21 protein-coding genes are annotated in these 18,810 nt (G+C 48.1%); 2 read left to right on the plus strand and 19 right to left on the minus strand.

Annotated features, from left to right (window positions below):
- Positions 1–181: 181 nt before the first annotated feature.
- Both AC1DLI_RS28630 and AC1DLI_RS28635 read right to left on the minus strand, forming a co-directional pair.
- Positions 182–1,021, minus strand: coding sequence for an aldo/keto reductase (locus tag AC1DLI_RS28630; protein WP_477608240.1), 840 nt, complete (start codon positions 1,019–1,021; stop codon positions 182–184).
- A gap of 18 nt (positions 1,022–1,039) precedes the next feature.
- Positions 1,040–2,239, minus strand: coding sequence for an MFS transporter (locus AC1DLI_RS28635; RefSeq protein ID WP_477608242.1), 1,200 nt, complete (start codon positions 2,237–2,239; stop codon positions 1,040–1,042).
- A 160-nt stretch (positions 2,240–2,399) separates the two neighbouring features.
- Between AC1DLI_RS28635 and AC1DLI_RS28640 the strand changes: the two genes are divergently transcribed.
- A complete protein-coding gene (locus tag AC1DLI_RS28640; RefSeq protein ID WP_308996483.1) occupies positions 2,400–2,762 on the plus strand; it encodes a winged helix-turn-helix transcriptional regulator in 363 nt (120 codons plus the stop codon).
- A gap of 65 nt (positions 2,763–2,827) precedes the next feature.
- On the opposite strand, the gene AC1DLI_RS28645 is transcribed toward AC1DLI_RS28640, so the two are convergent.
- Positions 2,828–4,024 carry an oxalate decarboxylase family bicupin gene (locus AC1DLI_RS28645; RefSeq protein WP_477608244.1) on the minus strand — a complete coding sequence of 399 codons (1,197 nt, stop codon included), beginning with the start codon at positions 4,022–4,024 and terminating at the stop codon, positions 2,828–2,830.
- A 217-nt stretch (positions 4,025–4,241) separates the two neighbouring features.
- On the opposite strand from AC1DLI_RS28645, the gene nagZ reads away from it, so the two are divergent.
- The gene (gene nagZ, locus AC1DLI_RS28650; RefSeq protein ID WP_477608246.1) at positions 4,242–5,507 is read left to right on the plus strand and encodes a beta-N-acetylhexosaminidase; all 1,266 of its coding nucleotides are present in this window, start codon (positions 4,242–4,244) and stop codon (positions 5,505–5,507) included.
- Between the two features lie 69 nt (positions 5,508–5,576).
- Here nagZ and fabI read toward each other — a convergent pair whose 3' ends face one another.
- From fabI to AC1DLI_RS28730, 16 genes are all read right to left on the minus strand, one after another.
- Entirely contained in the window at positions 5,577–6,353 is a 777-nt protein-coding gene (gene fabI, locus AC1DLI_RS28655; RefSeq protein WP_477608248.1) for an enoyl-ACP reductase FabI, read from the minus strand.
- Positions 6,354–6,381: 28 nt separating this feature from the next.
- A complete protein-coding gene (locus AC1DLI_RS28660) occupies positions 6,382–6,561 on the minus strand; it encodes a hypothetical protein (protein WP_477608250.1) in 180 nt (59 codons plus the stop codon).
- A 113-nt stretch (positions 6,562–6,674) separates the two neighbouring features.
- Positions 6,675–7,187 carry a DinB family protein gene (locus AC1DLI_RS28665; protein WP_477608252.1) on the minus strand — a complete coding sequence of 171 codons (513 nt, stop codon included), beginning with the start codon at positions 7,185–7,187 and terminating at the stop codon, positions 6,675–6,677.
- Positions 7,188–7,212: 25 nt separating this feature from the next.
- Complete coding sequence (locus tag AC1DLI_RS28670; RefSeq protein ID WP_477608254.1) at positions 7,213–7,671, minus strand: GNAT family N-acetyltransferase; 459 nt, start codon at positions 7,669–7,671, stop codon at positions 7,213–7,215.
- Positions 7,672–7,726: 55 nt separating this feature from the next.
- On the minus strand, positions 7,727–8,266 hold the full coding sequence (locus AC1DLI_RS28675; RefSeq protein WP_477608256.1) for a hypothetical protein: 540 nt from the start codon (positions 8,264–8,266) through the stop codon (positions 7,727–7,729).
- Positions 8,267–8,278: 12 nt separating this feature from the next.
- A complete protein-coding gene (locus AC1DLI_RS28680) occupies positions 8,279–9,223 on the minus strand; it encodes an ADP-ribosylglycohydrolase family protein (protein WP_477608258.1) in 945 nt (314 codons plus the stop codon).
- A gap of 324 nt (positions 9,224–9,547) precedes the next feature.
- On the minus strand, positions 9,548–10,609 hold the full coding sequence (gene add / locus AC1DLI_RS28685) for an adenosine deaminase (protein ID WP_477608260.1): 1,062 nt from the start codon (positions 10,607–10,609) through the stop codon (positions 9,548–9,550).
- Between the two features lie 66 nt (positions 10,610–10,675).
- Positions 10,676–11,050 (minus strand): hydroxyisourate hydrolase, encoded by a 375-nt coding sequence (uraH, locus tag AC1DLI_RS28690; protein WP_477608262.1) that lies wholly within the window; start codon positions 11,048–11,050, stop codon positions 10,676–10,678.
- The gene (pucL, locus tag AC1DLI_RS28695) at positions 11,047–12,006 is read right to left on the minus strand and encodes a factor-independent urate hydroxylase (RefSeq protein ID WP_477608264.1); all 960 of its coding nucleotides are present in this window, start codon (positions 12,004–12,006) and stop codon (positions 11,047–11,049) included. The genes uraH and pucL overlap by 4 nt, the downstream gene beginning before the upstream one ends.
- 16 nt (positions 12,007–12,022) lie before the next feature.
- Positions 12,023–12,523, minus strand: coding sequence for a 2-oxo-4-hydroxy-4-carboxy-5-ureidoimidazoline decarboxylase (gene uraD / locus AC1DLI_RS28700; RefSeq protein WP_477608266.1), 501 nt, complete (start codon positions 12,521–12,523; stop codon positions 12,023–12,025).
- Entirely contained in the window at positions 12,520–13,005 is a 486-nt protein-coding gene (locus AC1DLI_RS28705; protein WP_477608268.1) for a nucleoside deaminase, read from the minus strand. The genes uraD and AC1DLI_RS28705 overlap by 4 nt, the downstream gene beginning before the upstream one ends.
- On the minus strand, positions 13,002–13,502 hold the full coding sequence (locus tag AC1DLI_RS28710; protein ID WP_477608270.1) for a (2Fe-2S)-binding protein: 501 nt from the start codon (positions 13,500–13,502) through the stop codon (positions 13,002–13,004). The genes AC1DLI_RS28705 and AC1DLI_RS28710 overlap by 4 nt, the downstream gene beginning before the upstream one ends.
- A gap of 6 nt (positions 13,503–13,508) precedes the next feature.
- Positions 13,509–15,785, minus strand: a complete 2,277-nt coding sequence (gene pucD / locus AC1DLI_RS28715) for a xanthine dehydrogenase subunit D (protein WP_477608272.1) — start codon at positions 15,783–15,785, stop codon at positions 13,509–13,511.
- A 17-nt stretch (positions 15,786–15,802) separates the two neighbouring features.
- Positions 15,803–16,741, minus strand: a complete 939-nt coding sequence (locus AC1DLI_RS28720) for an FAD binding domain-containing protein (RefSeq protein ID WP_477608274.1) — start codon at positions 16,739–16,741, stop codon at positions 15,803–15,805.
- Between the two features lie 19 nt (positions 16,742–16,760).
- Positions 16,761–17,690, minus strand: a complete 930-nt coding sequence (locus tag AC1DLI_RS28725; RefSeq protein WP_308996470.1) for an ABC transporter permease — start codon at positions 17,688–17,690, stop codon at positions 16,761–16,763.
- 17 nt (positions 17,691–17,707) lie between these two features.
- Positions 17,708–18,739, minus strand: a complete 1,032-nt coding sequence (locus tag AC1DLI_RS28730) for an ABC transporter permease (protein WP_477608366.1) — start codon at positions 18,737–18,739, stop codon at positions 17,708–17,710.
- Positions 18,740–18,810 lie beyond the last annotated feature (71 nt).

Below are 18,810 nucleotides of genomic sequence, written 5' to 3' on the forward strand. Positions count from 1 at the left end.
TCGTAATTTTGTTGCTTATCTCGATTAGTACGCAGCATCACGACACCATCCGTTCGTTTTAATTACTATAATTATACTATATTAACGCGGTGTCGTGTTAAATTAATTAAACAAAAAGAAGACTGTCGAGACTTTCTCGACAGCCTGAGACAAAGAATTATATTCTTTGTCTTTAGACTTCTTAAAAATCGAAATTATCAGGATCAGGGCCTACGCGGTAATTCTCATTCAGCCCGCTGATCTGTTCCATATGCTCGTTTGACAGCTCGAAATCAAAGATCTCCGCATTGGCAATGATTCTGGCTTCCTTTGTTGATTTCGGGATTGTCACCACGCCGGTTTGCAAATCCCAGCGCAGGATGATTTGGGCAACGGTTTTATGATAGCTAGCTGCGATTTCCAGAAGGAGCGGATTTTCAAGAAGCTGCCCTTGCATTAATGGCGACCATGCCTCTAATTGAATTCCATGTTGCTTGCAGTAGCTCCTTAGCTCCATCTGCGTCAAACGAGGATGATATTCCACTTGATTGACCATAGGTTTGATTTTGGCAGTTGCCATTAAAGCGTCTAAATGATGGGTTTGAAAATTACTGACACCAATAGCCTTGACCTTCCCTTGCTCATACAAGGTTTCTAAAGCGCGCCACGCCTCTTTGAACTTCCCTTCCACGGGCCAATGGATAAGGTACAGATCAAGATAATCAAGACCGAGCTTGTTTAGACTTGTTTCATAAGCCGCAAGGGTCGACTCATACCCTAAATCAGCATTCCACACTTTGGAAGTGACAAACAGCTCCGTCCTTCCGATTCCGGCCAGCTGCAAGCCTTGTTCAATACCTCTTCCTACGCCTGCTTCATTTCCATAAATGGCTGCGGTGTCGATGCTGCGGTACCCATGCTTGATCGCAGAAGCCACTGCGCTCTCTAGCTCTGCACCCTCTTCAACTTTAAATACGCCTAATCCAAACCACGGCATCGATACACCGTTATGCAAAGTCGTAGTTGCTTGTAAATGTTTCATTTTATAATAGCCTCCCATTTATGATAATACTTCTTTTGTTGTATTCTTTTGCTCAAGCTTCATGCTCCAACCGGTCAGGATGACGGCAGCTACAACCATGATGCCTCCAAACCATGAGGTGTGGATAAGTCCCATCGAATCCGTTACAACTCCACCTAAATAAGCGCCAATTGCAATGCCCGCATTAAATGCAGCAATATTAATTGCAGAGGCGACGTCGACGCCGCCAGGCATGATACGTTCCGCCAGCATAACAACATACACCTGCAGCCCTGCTACATTCATGAAATGGAACAATCCCATCAACACGATTGTAAGCAATGCCGCAATTTTGAACGGAGCTGTAAAGGTTAGAAGGAATAGAACAACGGCTTGTACGATAAACATATAAAATAACGCTTTTAACGGCTTTCGGTTAGCAAGCTTTCCGCCAATGACATTGCCTATCGCAATAGCAATACCATAGAGAAGCAGGATGACGGTAACATGTTTTTCCTGAAATCCGGTTATTTCCTGCAGCAATGGGGTTAAATAAGTAAAGACAGCAAATGTTCCGCCATACCCTAATGCGGTGATGATAAAGATAAGCAGCAATCTCCCATTCGTAAACAGCTTAAACTGTTCTCCAAGCGTAGTAGGCGTTCCTTTTCGCAGATCCGACGGCACAAGAATGCTATTTGCCACAAATGCGACAATCCCAACGATTACGATTGCGACGAACGCAGCTCTCCAGCCAAGCTGCTGTCCGATAAACGTCCCTATTGGAACCCCCGTTATCGTTGCAACGGTAAGACCCGTAAACATGATGGCGATGGCGCTCGCTCTTCGGTTCGGAGACACCACATCCGCAGCGATCGTTGAGCCAATCGACATAAACACACCATGCGATAGGGCAGAAATAATTCTGGCGATCAACAGCAGCTCAACAGAGGAAGACGCCGCTGCGAGCGTATTGCCGATTATGAAAATGACCATGATCCAAAGCAATAACGCTTTACGCGGTATTTTTGTTGTTAAGGATGTCAGAACAGGTGCGCCGAAGGTTACGCCAAGCGCATATAACGTTACGGTCAAGCCTGCCGTTGTAACCGATATATTCAAATCCTCTGAAATAAGCGGCAATAATCCGACGCTTATGAATTCCGTTGTTCCGATTGCGAAAGCGCTGACCGCTAGCGCTAATAAGGCTAACGTGCTTCTTTTTTTCTCTATTGTCATCAAGCTTCTCTCCAATCCTATTTTTATGAACTAAATTAATGTAGCTTTGATCGGCCGATGAATGTTATTATCGTTTATGCGAAAGAAAATGACCAGTACGTACTTAAAAGTACTATAGGTACTTAAAAGTACCTGTAATTTGCTATAAGGGAGAATGACTTTGATAAAAAAGAAATATAATGTCCCCGTAGAAGCGACGCTTGAAGTAATCGGAGGCAAATGGAAATGTATAATCCTTTGCCATTTGACACATGGTAAGAAGCGGACAAGCGAACTTAAGCGGCTCCTGCCGGAAATTACCCAAAAGATGCTGACACAGCAGCTTCGAGAGCTCGAGGACGCCGACATTATCGAACGGATCGTCTATAACCAGGTGCCTCCGAAGGTTGAGTATCAGCTCACCGAATATGGACAAAGCTTAAAAAGTATTTTAGATTCGCTTTCTGCGTGGGGAGAAAACCATATTGTAAAAGTGTTCGGGAATAAATATGATGTCTTGGAAGAGAACATCTTTAATAAATAAAAGAAGACTTTCCAGCAGCCGGTTCGGCGAGCAGGAAAGTCTTCTTTTATCTCATTCGTCGTTCTCTACGGTTTATAGGTAAAACCTGGGAATTTGACAACAGGCTGCTTTTCTTTGTGAAGGGCGTTCAGCAGCTCTGGGCCGACATTCACATTATGCTGAACCAATTCCCGCGGAGTTAAAGCCAGCCATTGATTTAATGACACATCCACAAAGCGATCGCTTTTGAACATCTCCAGAAACCATAGCGAATCATCGCCCGTATTTTGAATGTAATGCCCATTTGCAAAAGGTACATAACCTACGTCGCCCGCTCGATAATTGAAAGTGCGGGCAATTCCGTTACCCGCAAATACCGTCATCCGCCCCTGCCCGGCCAAATAGTACTGCCACTCATCATTATTCGGATGCCAATGAAGCTCTCTCATCCCTCCGGGCTCCACCTCAACCAAAGCGGCTGCAATCGTCTTCGAGATTGGAAAGTTGGAGGAATCGACAATACGCACACTGCCTCCCGACGTCCGAATCGGAGGCTGTGCTAACAAACGATGTGTAAAGCTTAGCGGGATCGTCCCGTAGGGCGATTGAACCTTCTGGCTCTCCAGGGATCCAGGCACGTTATCCTGATAGATATAAACTTGTTCATTCGGAATGTGGTTGAAAGCACTCTCCGGTACGCCAAAGTTGGCTGAGAGCACTTCCTTTGGCGTATGGGCTAACCAATCCGATAACGATAATGTATTTAAATCGGAGAAGTTGCCGTCATCAAAAACAAGTAAAAACTCGCATCCGTTCTCCAGTCCTTGGATCGAATGTGGAATGCCTGGCGGGAAATACCACAGATCCCCCTCTCCAATGTCAGCTATAAAATTCCGACCTGCTTGGTCAACGGATGTAATACGCGCTCTGCCAAGAAGCATGTATGCCCATTCTGCTTGCTGATGCCAATGCAATTCACGAACCCCGCCTGCCGTTAAGCTCATGTTGACTGCCGCTATCGTCGTTGAAATGGGAAAATCCCGTACGGTAATCTCGCGCGACCATCCGCCTTGATTCAACTGCATATGCGTATCCGAAAACGAGAACTTCAAATTGGGAAGTAAGCCTGCATCTGTAACAGGCGGCACGAACATATTCGGATTTTCAATATCGCGCATGATATCGCGAGGACCTCGGTCTACATTTCCTGCTCCATCGCTTTGCCTTATTGGCTGAGGAATCTGGGCCTGCCAGGTTTGTTCATCCCGCGATTGGTCTTTCATGTTCCCCCTCCTTAACCTTGCTTGCCTATAAACCGATGCATTCATGACCTATACAGCTTATGATAGGAGTAGGCGGAGTATTCGATTACTGAGATCATGTCATGTCCTATCCATCAAACTGCAACAACTGAATACTTTTATTCGTCAGGTCTAATGACAATTGACAGGTATGTGATAGTAAGAACAAGGGGATATTGCAACAAGGGAGGAATTTTCGATGATCAAACAGGCAGTTACAATCCTTGCACTTTTGATGATTTGTTCTGGCTGCAGCCAGAATAACACATCTGAACCTATAACTACTACTTCACCAAATCCAAGCTCAAGTCCTACTGCACAGCCGACCATTCAACCAACCGTTTCGCCAACCCCTGAACCCACTGAAACGGTAGACCCGCTCAAAGAGAAAATAGCCAACATGACGTTAGATGAAAAGATAGGCCAGATGGTGCTCGTGGGTATCGATGGCACAACGATGCAGGCGAACGCGAGCGAGATGCTTGATAAATACCATGTTGGCGGTTTTATTTTGTACAAAGAAAATATTGCGGATGCCTCGCAAACCTTAAAGCTGCTAAATCAATTAAAGAAAAAAAATAATGGAAATCCAGCTCCGCTTTGGCTAAGCATTGATCAAGAAGGCGGGAAAGTAAGCCGTATGCCTTCGGAATTTACCAAAATCCCCCCGGCAACCGATGTAGGACGTGCAGATCAGCTCGCTTACACACGGAAAATCGGCGAGGCGCTGGCTGCAGAGGTTCGCGCACTTGGCTTTAATATGGATTTTGCGCCAGTATTGGATATTAACAGCAATCCAAATAATCCGGTTATCGGCAATCGTTCCTTTGGTTCCGATTCCGGGACCGTCATGAAGCATGGCATCGAGACGATGAAAGCGATCCAATCCAAGCAGGTTGCCGCCGTGGTCAAGCATTTTCCAGGACACGGGGATACGTCGGTCGATTCTCATCTTGAGCTGCCTGTCGTTAACAAAACCTTGGCTGAGCTTGAAGCATTCGAGCTGCTTCCTTTTGTTGAAGCCATCCAACAGGATGCGGATGCGATCATGATCGCGCATTTATTGATCCCGAAAATCGATAAAAACTATCCAGCCTCGCTCTCCAAAACGATGATCACGGATCTTCTGCGCGTGGACCTTGGCTATGATGGCGTGGTCATAACGGATGATATGACCATGGGCGGCATAACCGACCATTTCGACGTGGGAGAAGCGGCTGTCCGGTCCGTTCAAGCCGGAAGCGACATTATCTTAATCGGACATGATTATCAAACGCAGATTTCTGTACTCAAAGCACTGAAGCTTAGCGCGCGTGATGGCATTATTTCCAAGGATACACTGGATAAGAGCGTTTATCGTATTCTGAGCCTAAAAGAAAAATACAAGTTGCAAGACAAATCGATTGAAGCTATCGATGTGAAGGCTGTTAATCAACAAATCAATGCTGCGCTGCAAGCCAAATAAACAAAAAAAGGCTCAGATCTCGATAACGAGTTCTGAGCCYTTTATTTCTTCATCCTTCAATTCGGCATATTACAAGCCGAGTATATGGTAGCCGGCATCTACGTGAAGCACTTCTCCCGTAATTCCTCTGGACAAGCTGCTCAGCAGGAACATCGTTGCGTCGCCAACTTCCTCCTGATCAATATTGCGGCGAAGCGGCGCTCTTTCTTCAATGGTGGACATAATATCATTAAAGCCGGATACTCCTTTTGCAGCGAGCGTGCGGATGGGTCCTGCAGAAACGGCATTTACACGTATGCCGTATTTGCCTAGGTCCTCAGCCAAGTACATTACGCTGGCTTCGAGAGCCGCTTTGGCAACGCCCATAACATTATAGTTTTTTACGACCCGCTCCGCGCCGATATAGGTTTGGGTTACGATGCTGCCGCCTTCCGTCATCAGCTTCTTCGCTTCGCGAGCAACTGCGACCAAGGAGTACGAGCTTGAGTTTTGCGCTAGCAAATAGCCCTCTCTAGTCGTATCGACATACTCCCCCTGCAGCTCATCCTTATCGGCAAAAGCAACGGAATGCACCACGCCGTGAATAACACCCGTGTTTTTTTGGATCTCGTCAAATGCAGCCGTTATGCTGTTATCATCGAGCACATCGCAGGATACCTTTTGCAGTGCATCGATTTGATGCTGTTCGAGCAGTTTGTTGAGCTTATCCAATGATCTCTCCTTACGGTAGGTGAAAATAAGCTTAGCCCCTTGATTATGCAGCGACTTCGCAACTCCCCATGCAATGCTGCGGTCATTGGCTACACCCATAATAACGATGACTTTGTTGTTCATTAAGTTTGACATGATGATCCTCCTAGTTGTTCTTCCCAGCTTAAAATCGTATATGTTTAACCTGCGTTAGTACGCGGTCATACGCTTTTTTGAATTTGCTTCTTTGATCCGGCAGCAGACTGAGATTTGACATTGCTGCAATCTGCTCTGCAATCTCGCTGACCGTTCTATGCTCCGTATCTATATGATGACCCAATCTGGCATCCGAAAGCCCTGTCACGCATCTTAATCCATATGATCACCAGCAACACCTCGATATGTAACTCCTGCCACTGTTCTATACTAACGATAACCCATGAGATATTCAACTTCTAATTCAAGTCCGCTGATCCTTTAATTGACTGTCTGCTGTCTGACATAGGTTATGTAATCCGTATTTACAGGTACTAAGCCCGCTTGTTTGAGCAGCGTGGCAATTTGACCGCGATGATAGCTGCCATGCAGCGAAACTTGGGTCAAAATATCAATGATTTCCGTAGTAAATGGTGTGCCTTGACTGTTTTTGTATGCGGCAGCCGCAGCAAAATCAGCTTCATGAAGCCGATCGAACAAAGCGAGATAACCGTTATTGTTTTGCTCTGCCAATCGTTCGCATTCCTCAAGCGTAGACGATGGCCAAATGGAAAAAGCGGATGCATCTTCACCCATTATACGGGCAAGCCACACCTTCTCCGCTGCCAGAATATGGGAAAGTAAGCTTAATGCCTTTTCCAATGGATGATCACTTTTTTTCATAGCTTCAATGATCTGAGTATTAGCCCACATGATATGCTTGTAGCTTTTGACAAGTACATTTTTTAGCGGCGATTCTGCGTTTGAAACGCCGTCAGGACTATTAAGATTCATCGCTACACCTCCATTTTATTAGCATCTACAGTCTTTTTTCATAACAAACACTGCTTTCACTATCCACATATGGACCAAATCGATCGATTAAAGAGTAACCATGCTTCCGATAAAAGCTCAAAGCCTCAGGCTGCTCCTCCCCCACTTCTAGCTTGATGCTTCGGAATTCCATCTGCCTCGCCCTGTCTTCCAACTCCATTAAAATACGTTTCGCGATTCCCTTATTACGATAAGCTTCTTCCACGAAAAACCTTTTCAGCTCCGTAGCTTCCTCATCAATCGGCCTAATCGCACCGCAGCCAACCGGAATATCGTTCACATAGGCAACGATGAATAAGATATCGTGAACCTTTGCATCCGATAAATCAAGGCCGAATATCTCCTCCGCCGGGTACCGCTGAAGCAAATCTATATCGAGATGACGGATTAACTGCCGTAAATCCTCATTTTCAGGTGAAACAACAGTCAACACGACATTTTCCATCTTTACTGCACCTCTGTTTTCATTTTTTTCGTTTGATCTGGCTCTAACGACCAATTTATTTATCCAAAGCCAACAGCTCTTTTATGACTTCAATATTTTTAGCCGCCCTGTGATTCAGAGACTTTTTATCCTTCAGGCTTAATGATTGCAGATCATGGCCTGGATCGATAATCAATGGCTTTAACATTATATCATCCAAAATTTGGGCAGCGGTTTTATACGCTCGATGAAGCATATCAATTTCCGCCTTGCTTTTGACCAGCTTTATGATTTCAATAATAAGCTCCGCATACATAAGCTTAACGATGCTGTCAGAAGACATAACATGCCGGGCTGCGAATGCGATGATACGCTCTAAAATCCGGCTGTCTGGATAGTTTTTGGCGATAGCCAGCAATTGAACCGCAGCATCCCAATTCCGAATAGAAAGCTCGCCAGCATTTTTTTCGATTAATTCCTCATACCAGGCGACTTCTTGTTCCTTCGTAATCTCGTAGGTCTTGTACTCCTCGTAATTTCCTTCGCGATGCATTTGAAAATAATTGCCGTAATGGTCGGAAAATAATTGTTTTGCCCGCGTTGATTGCTGATCCATCCTATCTCCACCTTATATTGATAAGCCTATCGATTCTTCAAATCTTTCGCACAAAGCTTGAATATCTTCGAGCCTTGCCAGCTGCTTAAGCCAGTTTTCCGGAATGGCATCTATCCCGTAATAGAGTCCGGCCAAGCCGCCTGTTACGGCTCCCGTTGTATCCGTATCCTCGCCTAAATTAATACCCCGAAGAACGGCTTCGGTATAGCTTTCCGTTGTCAGTAAGCACCAAATACTCGCCTCCAGCGTATGTACGACATATCCGGATGATTGCACATCCTCTATCTTTAAGAGCGACAAATCACCTTTTAGCACGCGATCAAAGCACATCAAATGTTTAGGGTCTGCATCCTTGTAAAGCATTGCTATCGTTTCTCTCATTTTCTGTATGCCTGTCTCTAGATCAATTCCGTTTATCAAATGAATCGCAAGCTCAACGTAAATGACACAAGCGATAATCGATATTTGATGCGCGTGCGTAATCGAGGAAACCTTAGAGATAATATCTGCTCGATCCTCTGGAGTTTCTTCCTTCAGCACATAAGCCAGCGGCAATATCCGCATTAATGAGCCGTTTCCGTTGCTTTGCAGCTGCGTTCCGCCGGCAAGGTCCGGGCGGATGCACATCTGTTTATATCTCCCGATTGCGGCCGCTGTGGCGATTCCCACATCGAATGTCTCACCATGCGGCGTCCAATAGCTATGCTCCAGCCACTTTACAAACCTTTCGGCGAGATCATAGAGATCGATTTGAGGAAATGCAGCGGCGCTTTCCATTAGGCAAAAGACTAGTGAGCTGTCATCTGACCAAGTTCCTGCCGGCTGCGAATGTGTGCCGAATCCAACCATATCCGTTAAAGGTTTTTTCTGCAAAGCTTGACGTGAGAGGAATTCTACGGGAACACCAAGCGCATCGCCGACGCATAGTCCCAGAATGCCATCGCGTACTTTTGTCATGTCTGCATCATCTCCGTTTTTTTGGAGTCAAAACATAAATAATTCCCTTCAGTATAGCAAGATTGCTTTGAATGCGAAACCATCCTGATCCTGACCAAACGTAAATGGCCGACGCCGACATCTGCAGCAAAAGCAATCGTTTGGCTAAAATTCTTATCTGTAAACAAGCGTAAACGGCTGTCGCTGTCCTCAGTGGCAAAAGCTATCGTTTCGCGGAGATATATAAGCACATTTATAAGTGAAAACTTATAAATTCTTATATATTAAAAAGGCTTCACGTCCAATATCGGACGCGAAGCCGCTTCATTTCAATCAATCCCGCTTCTATACAAGCAAGCCCAAGGCCTTTAATTCTCCCTCATACCTACTGATCATCGAAGCCTTCTCGTTTTCTTCTAAGAAAGCTGCAGCTGCCCCGTTCATGATCAACCTTGCCACATCATTCACAGAAAGGCCAAGATGCTCGATCAGCAGCTCGTATTCCTTCTGAATCGTTGTATCTGAGACGGTCATATTATCCGTGTTTACCGTGACGACGATTCCATCCTCCAAGTATCGGCGCAGCGGATAGGCATCCCAGCCGGGAACAGCCTTCGTCTGCAAATTGCTAAGCGGACACATCTCAAGCGGGATTTGGCGCTCTTTGACAAGAGAAACGACCTCGGGATCTTCCAGCATCCTTACGCCATGCCCGATTCTCACTGCGCCTAAGCTTGTAATGGCGACCTTAACATTTTCCGCACCGGCAGCTTCGCCCGCATGGATCGTCACCGGCAAACCGAGCTGCCGGGCATCCGCAAACAGCTGCTGGAACAGCCTTGCCGGAAATGATGCCTCGTCCCCAGCCAAATCAACGGCTACGACCCCTTTTTTATAAAATCGCGCTGCCTCTAGAACAACGTCCTTATTCAATTCATAGGAATGATTTCTCATGCATATAATGATCGCTCTCGCTATCGTTCCAAAGGCTTGCTCTCCACGCTGCAAACCTTTAACGACATGATCGATTACCTCATGAAGGGTTAATCCTTGCACGCTATGCAGCTGGGGAGCGAAGCGCACCTCGATATAATGAACGCGCTGCTTCGCAGCCTGCTCAACCACCTCGAATGCGACTCTCTCCAGTGCGGCACCCGTTTGTAAATAAGGCAAAACAAAGCTGAACTTACTCAAATATTCCTTCAAGCTATCACAATGCTCGCCCACCTGCATATGACTCAACAGATCAGCGTGCGAGCTGACTGATATTGGATTTCCTTGCTCGATAGCAAGCTCCTTTAGCGTATCTGGCATTACGCTCCCGTCTAGATGCACATGCAAATCGACCTTTGGCAGCTGCGACAATAACGTCCTTACAGCTGCCGATTGTTCATTTTTTAACGTCATCGTCAAATCCCCTTTCGGTATATTCATACACATTCATTACTGCTCCTATACATCCCCTAGCGATATCTAACTCCCGCGATACGTACTATACCCTCCGGGAGCCACTAATAACGGGACATGATAGTGCTCGCTTGCATCTCGAATACGAAATCGAATCGGTATGAAATCAAATAAACTGTCGGAAAAAGCGGATAGATGCTCCATCCGGCCAAAATAGTCACCTGCTGCAAATATCAGCTCGTAGACCCCCGGCTGCACCTCATCCCCTTCCAGAAGAGGCTGATCCATTCGTCCGTCATCATTCGTTTTATAAGCACCCATAAGTCGCGGAGCCTGCTCCGCTCCTGTCATTTCACCCAGATACCACAGCTCTATCGAAATGCCTATAACAGGCTTTCCGCCTGCCAGATCAAGAACATGTGTCGTTATCCGGCCGCTCATGCCGGATCGCCCCCTTCCTCGAGATCAGCCTGCGTAAGGGTGAAGCCTTGGAAGCCATAAGGCGGACGGGGTTCCGTATATACACCCGCAGCTGCAGCGTTTTCCGGCTCGACGATTGTCTCCCATGTTCGATTGTTCGATTCGAAACGAACCTCAGCCAGCTGCGGAAAGGTCTTTAGGATACTTCTTCCGATCTGATAGATTAAATATTGAATAGAAGGCGAATTTTTGGAATGGAATAGCGTATGGGCGAGATCATGGATTTGCTCGGAAGGAACATATCGGCTGCGCGTGGTGTCGGCAGCATCCTCTGCCTCCGCATATGTCCAAAAGATATCCAGGAAAATAAATAAAGGGCGGTCAAAGCTCTCGGGCAAAGTAGTGTATTCATCGCGTACGAAGCCGTAAAACGAACTGCCGCTTACCTTAATGAGCTGAATATGCGCTAACGCGCTTTCTTGTTCTGCGAGCTTAACCTCATCGGCGGTGCGAATCCATTTTTGAGAAGCGCTGGCGTGCTCGTTATGCGAGCGGCGAAATACGAGCTGGCTGTCGCTCCACCCGCTTCCTTCGGCTACGGTAACTGAGCTGAAAGGGAGACGGTCAGCTTTAATCTCAATGGCATCAATATGCGGATATCGCTCTAGAAACCGTTCGCTAATGAAAGCGATAAGTCCTTCTGTCGTGCTTCCTTCAAAGCTTGCAGTTTGACGCAAAATAAAGTTTTTCATCGAGTCCGTAGCCACAACTTGTGTATTGTCGCCTTCCGTGAAGGAGGTTAGCAGCACCTCACTGCTGACGGAGAAAGTAATATTATGGGCAAAAATAATATTGCTGTCACCCGTAAACGTCGACTCAGGTATGGCTTGAACATTGAGCGGAGCGGCGTAAGTCCGATAGCTCAGCACATCCCCTTTTCCATAGTAAAGCGTGCGACCGCTGCGTAATTTTAGCATAATACTCCGTCCCTTCCTACTCTATGATGAGATCTCGTAATCGAAACCCGGATATTTTCTCAATTTCACGCATGGCCTGCTCCACTTCTTCAGCTGATGAATTCCAAACTCTCGCTTCCATCGCTTCAAGAATTTGTCCCTTGTTCTTCCCTTTCACCGCTAGAATGAAAGGAAATCCGAATGTTTTTACGTACGTCTGATTTAATCCGTAAAAATGCTCATATTCCTCTGCGGATAACTGGTCAAGGCCCGCTCCTTGCTGCTCCAAAGCGGAGTACTCCGCCACTGCGAGCCGCGTTCCGAGGTCAGGATGCGCGCGAAACAAATCAATGATCGTCTCTGCCCTAGATTCACGCACGACATTTATCATAGCGGTATGCAGAACATCTACGGATGCGAACGGTTTTGCGTAATAAGCAGAGGCCGCCACCCACGGCGAATGTTCAAAAATGGCGCCAAGCAGCTCAACGAATTGCTCGCGATTGCTCTCATTTATTTTTTCCATCGTTATCTTCATGTCCAGTACCCCTCATGCACAGCTACCGCTGCTTCCTCAACCTCTGGAAACGGGCCGATCACTTGAATGGCTTTTCGCCCCTGTGCAAACACGATGCGGCAAGGTAAATCCAGAGTCGGATTCTGTTCATCGTCGCCGGTTAACTGCGCCAATCGTTTCTCCGAAATGCCGTAAACCACCATGCCGACATTTCCCCAATAAATGGAGCCGGCACACATAGCGCAGGGCTCTGTCGTCGTGTAAAGCGTATAGTGCCAAAGCTCGTCTCTGCTGTACCGTTTCGATGCTTGTTCCATTAGCGTTCTTTCCGCATGGCCGGTACAGTTTGACTCCGTAATTTCAACATTTCCTTGCTTTAGCACGATTTCGCCTTCTGCGTTTACCAGAATAGCGCCAAAAGGCGTATTACCGGCTTCTCTGGCCTGCCGCGACACTTCAATGCTCTCCAATAAATAAAATAAATGCGAATTTTTATTTGTCATGTCGCTAGACGCCTCCCTTCCATTGCTCGTTTAACTGCCCGCCATATCCCGCCATAGCCGGTACAACGGCAAATATTTCCCGATAAGGCTTCAGCGATTTCATCCTCCGAGGGATCCGGATTGCTATCAAGCAGCGCTTTAACCGATATGATCATGCCCGGCGTGCAATAACCGCATTGGAAGCCGCCCTCCTCCAGAAATGCCTGTTGGATCGGATCAATCCCGCCTTCCGCAACCCCTTCGATCGTCGTAATGCTTTTTCCTGAGCACTGATATGCCATCGTTAAGCAAGAATTAACGGCTTTCCCATCGATCAGCACCATGCATGCGCCGCAGCGGCCGATTTCACATGAACGCTTCGTGCCGGTCAGCGCAAGCTCATCTCGTATCAGGGTCAGCAGCCTCGTGGATGCCGCCGTCTCCATGGTTTTATCGCTTCCGTTGATGTTGCAATGGAGCGCAAACGGCGTTTGAACTTTTTCTGTTTGATCGCTCATGACCGTTCACCCTTTCGTCAGAAAAAATGGTTCCTCCTGCAAAAAGCTCGGCTCTATCGGCAATTTCGTTACCCATTTGCCGCTCGCTTGCCGCACTGCAGCGGCTATAGCCGGTGCTAAGGTTACGGACCCGACTTCGCCAATGCCGCGCGGGCCATAATCATCATTTTCCGGCAAATGTTCAATCGGCTCGACCTCTACCCGTCCTTGCTGATCAACAATCGTCGGAACCAAATACGTATCCAAGTTACGCGTGATATAATGTCCCTTTTCCATCACGGCATCTTCCATTAAAGTAAAACCGAGTGCCATACTGCTGCCGCCTTCGATTTGCCCGAGATATCCCTGAGGATTCACAACCGGTCCCGCCGCAACCGCATGATATTGCTGCAATACCTTCACTCGTCCCGTTAATGTGTTGAGCTCGACCTTGACCGCAACGGCCGAATACGTATACATAAAATGGGCGCCAACACGATCCGTAGGAGATGTCGGGAACGAAAAGGATGTTTCACATCGGATAGGGGGATTTTCCGATTTTGCGAGTTCTTCAAAGGTAAGAAGCAGCCCTTCTTCTGATACGCCTCTAATTCCTCCGTCACTCAGGCGAAGCTCATCTGCGGAACGATTCAGCATGGCCCCGGCCCGCGTGAGCAGCTGTTCAGAGAAAGGCTTCTTCAGCCTTTGCAGCGATTTCCACATCATCGCAGTTGCGCGTGAAGCCGTTGTTGATCCGCTGTCGGGCACAATATCGGTATCGCCGATTATGATTCGGATATCGCCCGCTCCTAGCCCATACTGCTCGATGAGCATTTGCTCCAGCGTTGCGATGAGGCCTTGGCCGAACTCTTCGTAGCCAAAGACCGCTTCGATTTTCCCGTCAGGCGCAAGCTCGAGTCGTCCGCCTGCCGGATCGGGAATACCAACGCCGAGTCCCGCGCCATGCATTGTAAACGCAGCGCCAATACCCGTTTTTATCCACGGTTCTGAATGAAGAGCTTTCGGCTCATTCAAAGCATTCCTCTCCTGCCACAACGAACTCTTTTCGATTGCACGCCATACCTGCTCGGCACCTTCAGTCATCGCTATCGGCTGATCGAATGGGCCGGGATCCTCCACTTGGCGCATATTCAGCTCGCGGAATACCCAAGGCTCCATTCCCAGCCGTTCTGCTAGCCGGTCCATTTGGCCTTCCAAAGCGAATATCGCTTGATTGCCGCCAAAACCTCTGAATTCCCCGGACATTCCATTGTTCGTAAATACCGATACGCCGTTTACTTCCAAGTGTTCGTATTTATAGGGACCAATGACATGCTCGGTCGCAAAATTCAGCACCTCTGCGCCAAGCGTTGAATACGGTCCGGTATCCGAAAGGATATGGACTTGATGTGCCACTAATTTGCCCTTCGCATCAACGCCAGTCTTCATCGCAATCCTCATGGGATGCCGTTTTAAGCCTGCACGAACCGATTCTTGACGCGAATTATGCATTTTGATCGGCTTTCCGGTTATTACGGCCAGCAATGCCCCATAGGGCTGTACGTTCAGCTCATCCTTCCCGCCGAAAGAACCGCCGATTGGACTGGATACGATTCGAATGTCCTCCTGCGGCTTGGAGAGAATTCGAGCCAGCTGCATGCGATCCATGAAACCATGCTGCGTCGGGGAAAATACCGTCAATCGACCGTCATCACCTGGTACGAATAAGCCGCCTTCCGTTTCCATGTAGGTATGCATTTGACGAGGAGTAGAGTAGGTTTCTTCTACAATATGCGCACAATGCTTAAATCCTTCGCCCGGATTCCCTCTGGAGAATGCTGTCCGGTGCATCGCGTTCCCCTGAGGATGCAGCTTGGGAGCATCCTGCTGGAGCGCCGCCTCCGGATCATCCAACACTTGCAGGATTTCATATTCCACTTCGATCAGCTCAATCGCATGCTGTGCGATGGCTATCGACTCGGCCGCAACCGTTGCTAGCGCGTCTCCGACATATCGCACAAATTCCTCGCATAAAACAGGCTGATCCGGATGAGCAATCCCGAAAGCATTTAATCCCGGTACGTCCAAATAAGTAAGCACCGCATGAACCCCCGGCAATTGCTTCGCCTTATCTGTTTGGATGGATACAATACGGGCATGAGGATGTTCACTCCGCAGCACAAGGCCATAAAGCATTTGCTCGCTTGTCATATCCGTTAAATAAGCTAAGCTTCCCGTCACCTTGCCTAAGCCGTCCGGGCGAATCCGCCATCGCCCTCCGCTGCTTGATCGGTTTAAGAGCATACGCCTCCTCCTCCCGTTTACGTTTCGTTTTTGGCTGCTTTCCATAGCTCCGTTACGATTAAATTCGCAGCTGTCTGCTTGCGATAAGCAGCTGAGGCGAACAAATCCTCTCGAGGCTCATACAGCTGGAAAATCCGGTTGTACACATGCTGAAGCAATGGGGTAGTGACGGTCTCGCCGACGATTTCCTTTTCCAGATCCTCATGTCTAAGCGGAATCATTTGGCCTCCGCCTAGCGCAATGCGGATCTCATTGACTATTCCCGTATCCGATAAAGCTCCGTTGATGGCAACCGTAACGACAGAGGGCGTAAAAGCCTCACGTCGCCCTACTTTATGGTAAGCGCAAAAACGCTTTATTTTCGAAATCACGGCCTGATCGATACCGGCTTCGTCGCCCACCGTTTCCGTCAGCTCATTGAAGGGCAGCTGAATTCCGAGGAGCAGCCGCTCGGTTCTTTGACTTGGATCATTTGCTAAGCGCAGCCAATCCGCCAGTAAAATCCGCTGCTCCGCCGTTCCGTTAAACCAGATCACTTCGGCATCGTATCCGAGCAGAGCAGGCAGAGAATCACCAATGAGGGAGGCGACATTTCCCCCTATCGTTGCCAACTGACGAATGGACGGCGCGGCTATAAGGCGGATGGCCTCTGTGACCATTGGAAAATGGCGCTTTAGGAAATCATTCGTCCGACATGCCTGAAGACTCATTTGGCCGCCGATTTGAAGACCGGCCTCAACGACTCTAATCTCATTCAGCCCCTTAATGGCACTTAGATCGATTAAATGCTTCGGCATAGCTGCCGTACCGGACTCCCAGTGCGTGCGAAGCAGCGTTCCTCCTGAGATATATACGGCTTCCATTCCATAGGTTTGTTTCATAAGCCACGCCTCCGCGGGCGTTTGCGGGTGCCATACCAGAGGAGACGCCATGGTCTCCTGTACATTCATGCCCATCGTTCTCCCCCCGTTGTCTTTAAAATCGTTGCTCCCGAACGTAAGGTACGCCAAGCGCTTCGGGCGAACCGGAAGGCTTGTTGCGATTTCGCCAGCCGAGAAACATCAGGACTAATATCGTTACGATATAGGGAATCATTTTTAAGAAATATGATGGAATGTCGCTCCCGATTAATTGAATGCGGAAGCCCAGCATATCCAAAGCGCCAAAGAAGTAAGCGCAGAAGAGCGCGCGGACCGGGTTCCATCTTGCAAAAATAATTAAAGCGACCGCAATCCAGCCTCTGCCCGTCGTCATCCCTTCGGTCCAGGTTGGCGAGTAAACGAGCAGAAGGTCAGCACCGGCTATGCCGATTAAAATGGAGCCCGCAACGATGTAACCGTAACGAAGAGCTTGCACACGAATGCCCATCACATCCGCGGTAGCAGGATTGTCGCCCATTGCCCGCAAATGCAATCCCCACGAGGTCCGGTGAATAAACAAATGAAGCGCGATGACGAGCACAAAGCTGAACCAAGTCAATAAATCGAGATGTGCAAAAATGCGACCGATAAAGGGAACGGCTTCCAGCCAAGGCATATCCAGCTTCGGAACAGCTCTCGGCACGGGAAGTCCGCTGACCGGCTTGCCGAGATAGGCGCTAAGCCCTGCTCCAAATAGCGTCATCGCCAGACCGCATACGATCTGATTCGCCCTCAGCGATACGCTTAGAAAAGCATGAATGCCGCCCAATATAACACTTATTCCGCAAACGGCAAGCAGCGTTATCGTCAAGCTGCCGGTTTGCAGATAGGTCAGGCACGCCGTAACAGCTCCCATGAGCATCAGCCCCTCGGCGCCAAGCTGAATAATACCCGATCTTTCGATCAAAATGCCGCCAAGCGTTGCGAACAATAACGGTGTACCAGAGGATATGGCGGCCAGCAGCATTTGATACACGATTTCCATCAATTAGACGCTCCTTTTCAGCGGATTTTTCGAAGCCTAAATTTGCTTAAGGTGCCGCCGGCAATGAGAAAAAACAAAATGGCCCCCTGCAGCATTTCGGAGATCGAGGATGGCAAACCGATCGTTTGCACGCTGTATCCCCCAACGATCAATCCGCCGAATAAAAACGAAGAAACGACCAGCCCGATCGGATGTAATTTAGCAAGCCATGCCACAATGATTGCTGTATAGCCGTAGCCTGGGGATATGCCGTACATGAGACGGTGCGTTACGCCGGATACCTCCGCCATTCCCGCAAGTCCGGCCAAGCCGCCGCTGATTAGCATGACCAGCAAAATATGTCTGCTGATTCGGATACCTGCATTTTTAGCCGCCTCGGGATTAGCGCCGATCAACCGGAGCTCATAGCCCCAGCGCGTATATTTAATGAAGAAACCGTAAAGAACGATGGCGATAATGCCAAACAACAAACCGAGATGCAATCTCGTATCCCCCAGCACAGGCAAGGATTGGGCAGCCGTAAACATCGGTGTACCTGGAAAATTCATGCCCTTTGGATCCTTCCAAGGACCAAAAACGAAATAATCCATGGCCAGCAGCGCGACATAATTGAGCATCAACGACGTCACCAATTCATTCACTTGAAAGTACGTGCGGGGAATCGCGGTTAGCAATCCCCAAATGCCGCCGGCAACGATACTCAATACGATCATCGCTGGGATAATAAAGATACCGGGCATATTCGGAAAATAAATCGTAACCGCGGTCGCAGCCATCGCGCCAGCAGCAAATTGACCTTCCGCGCCAATGTTCCATACGGATATTCGATAAGCAATTGCTACGCCAAGACCGCAGAGCAGCAGCGGAATGGTCTTCACAAGCGTTTCCGTTAAGCCGTAGGAGGTACCAAAGGCGCCTGTAAACATTTTCTTGTATACAGGAAACGGGTTCATTCCATTCGCTGCAATAAATATTCCGCATAAGATTAAGGCTAACAATACCGAAAGACTAGGAATCCACCACGCGCTTCCTTTTTTCGAGTTATCCATTTCAATGCGATAGGATCGCCATTTCCATCTGCTAGGTTCAAGAGCCGGTTTTATGGACAGCGTTCCATCCT

Source organism: Paenibacillus sp. 01T443 (assembly GCF_056398325.1).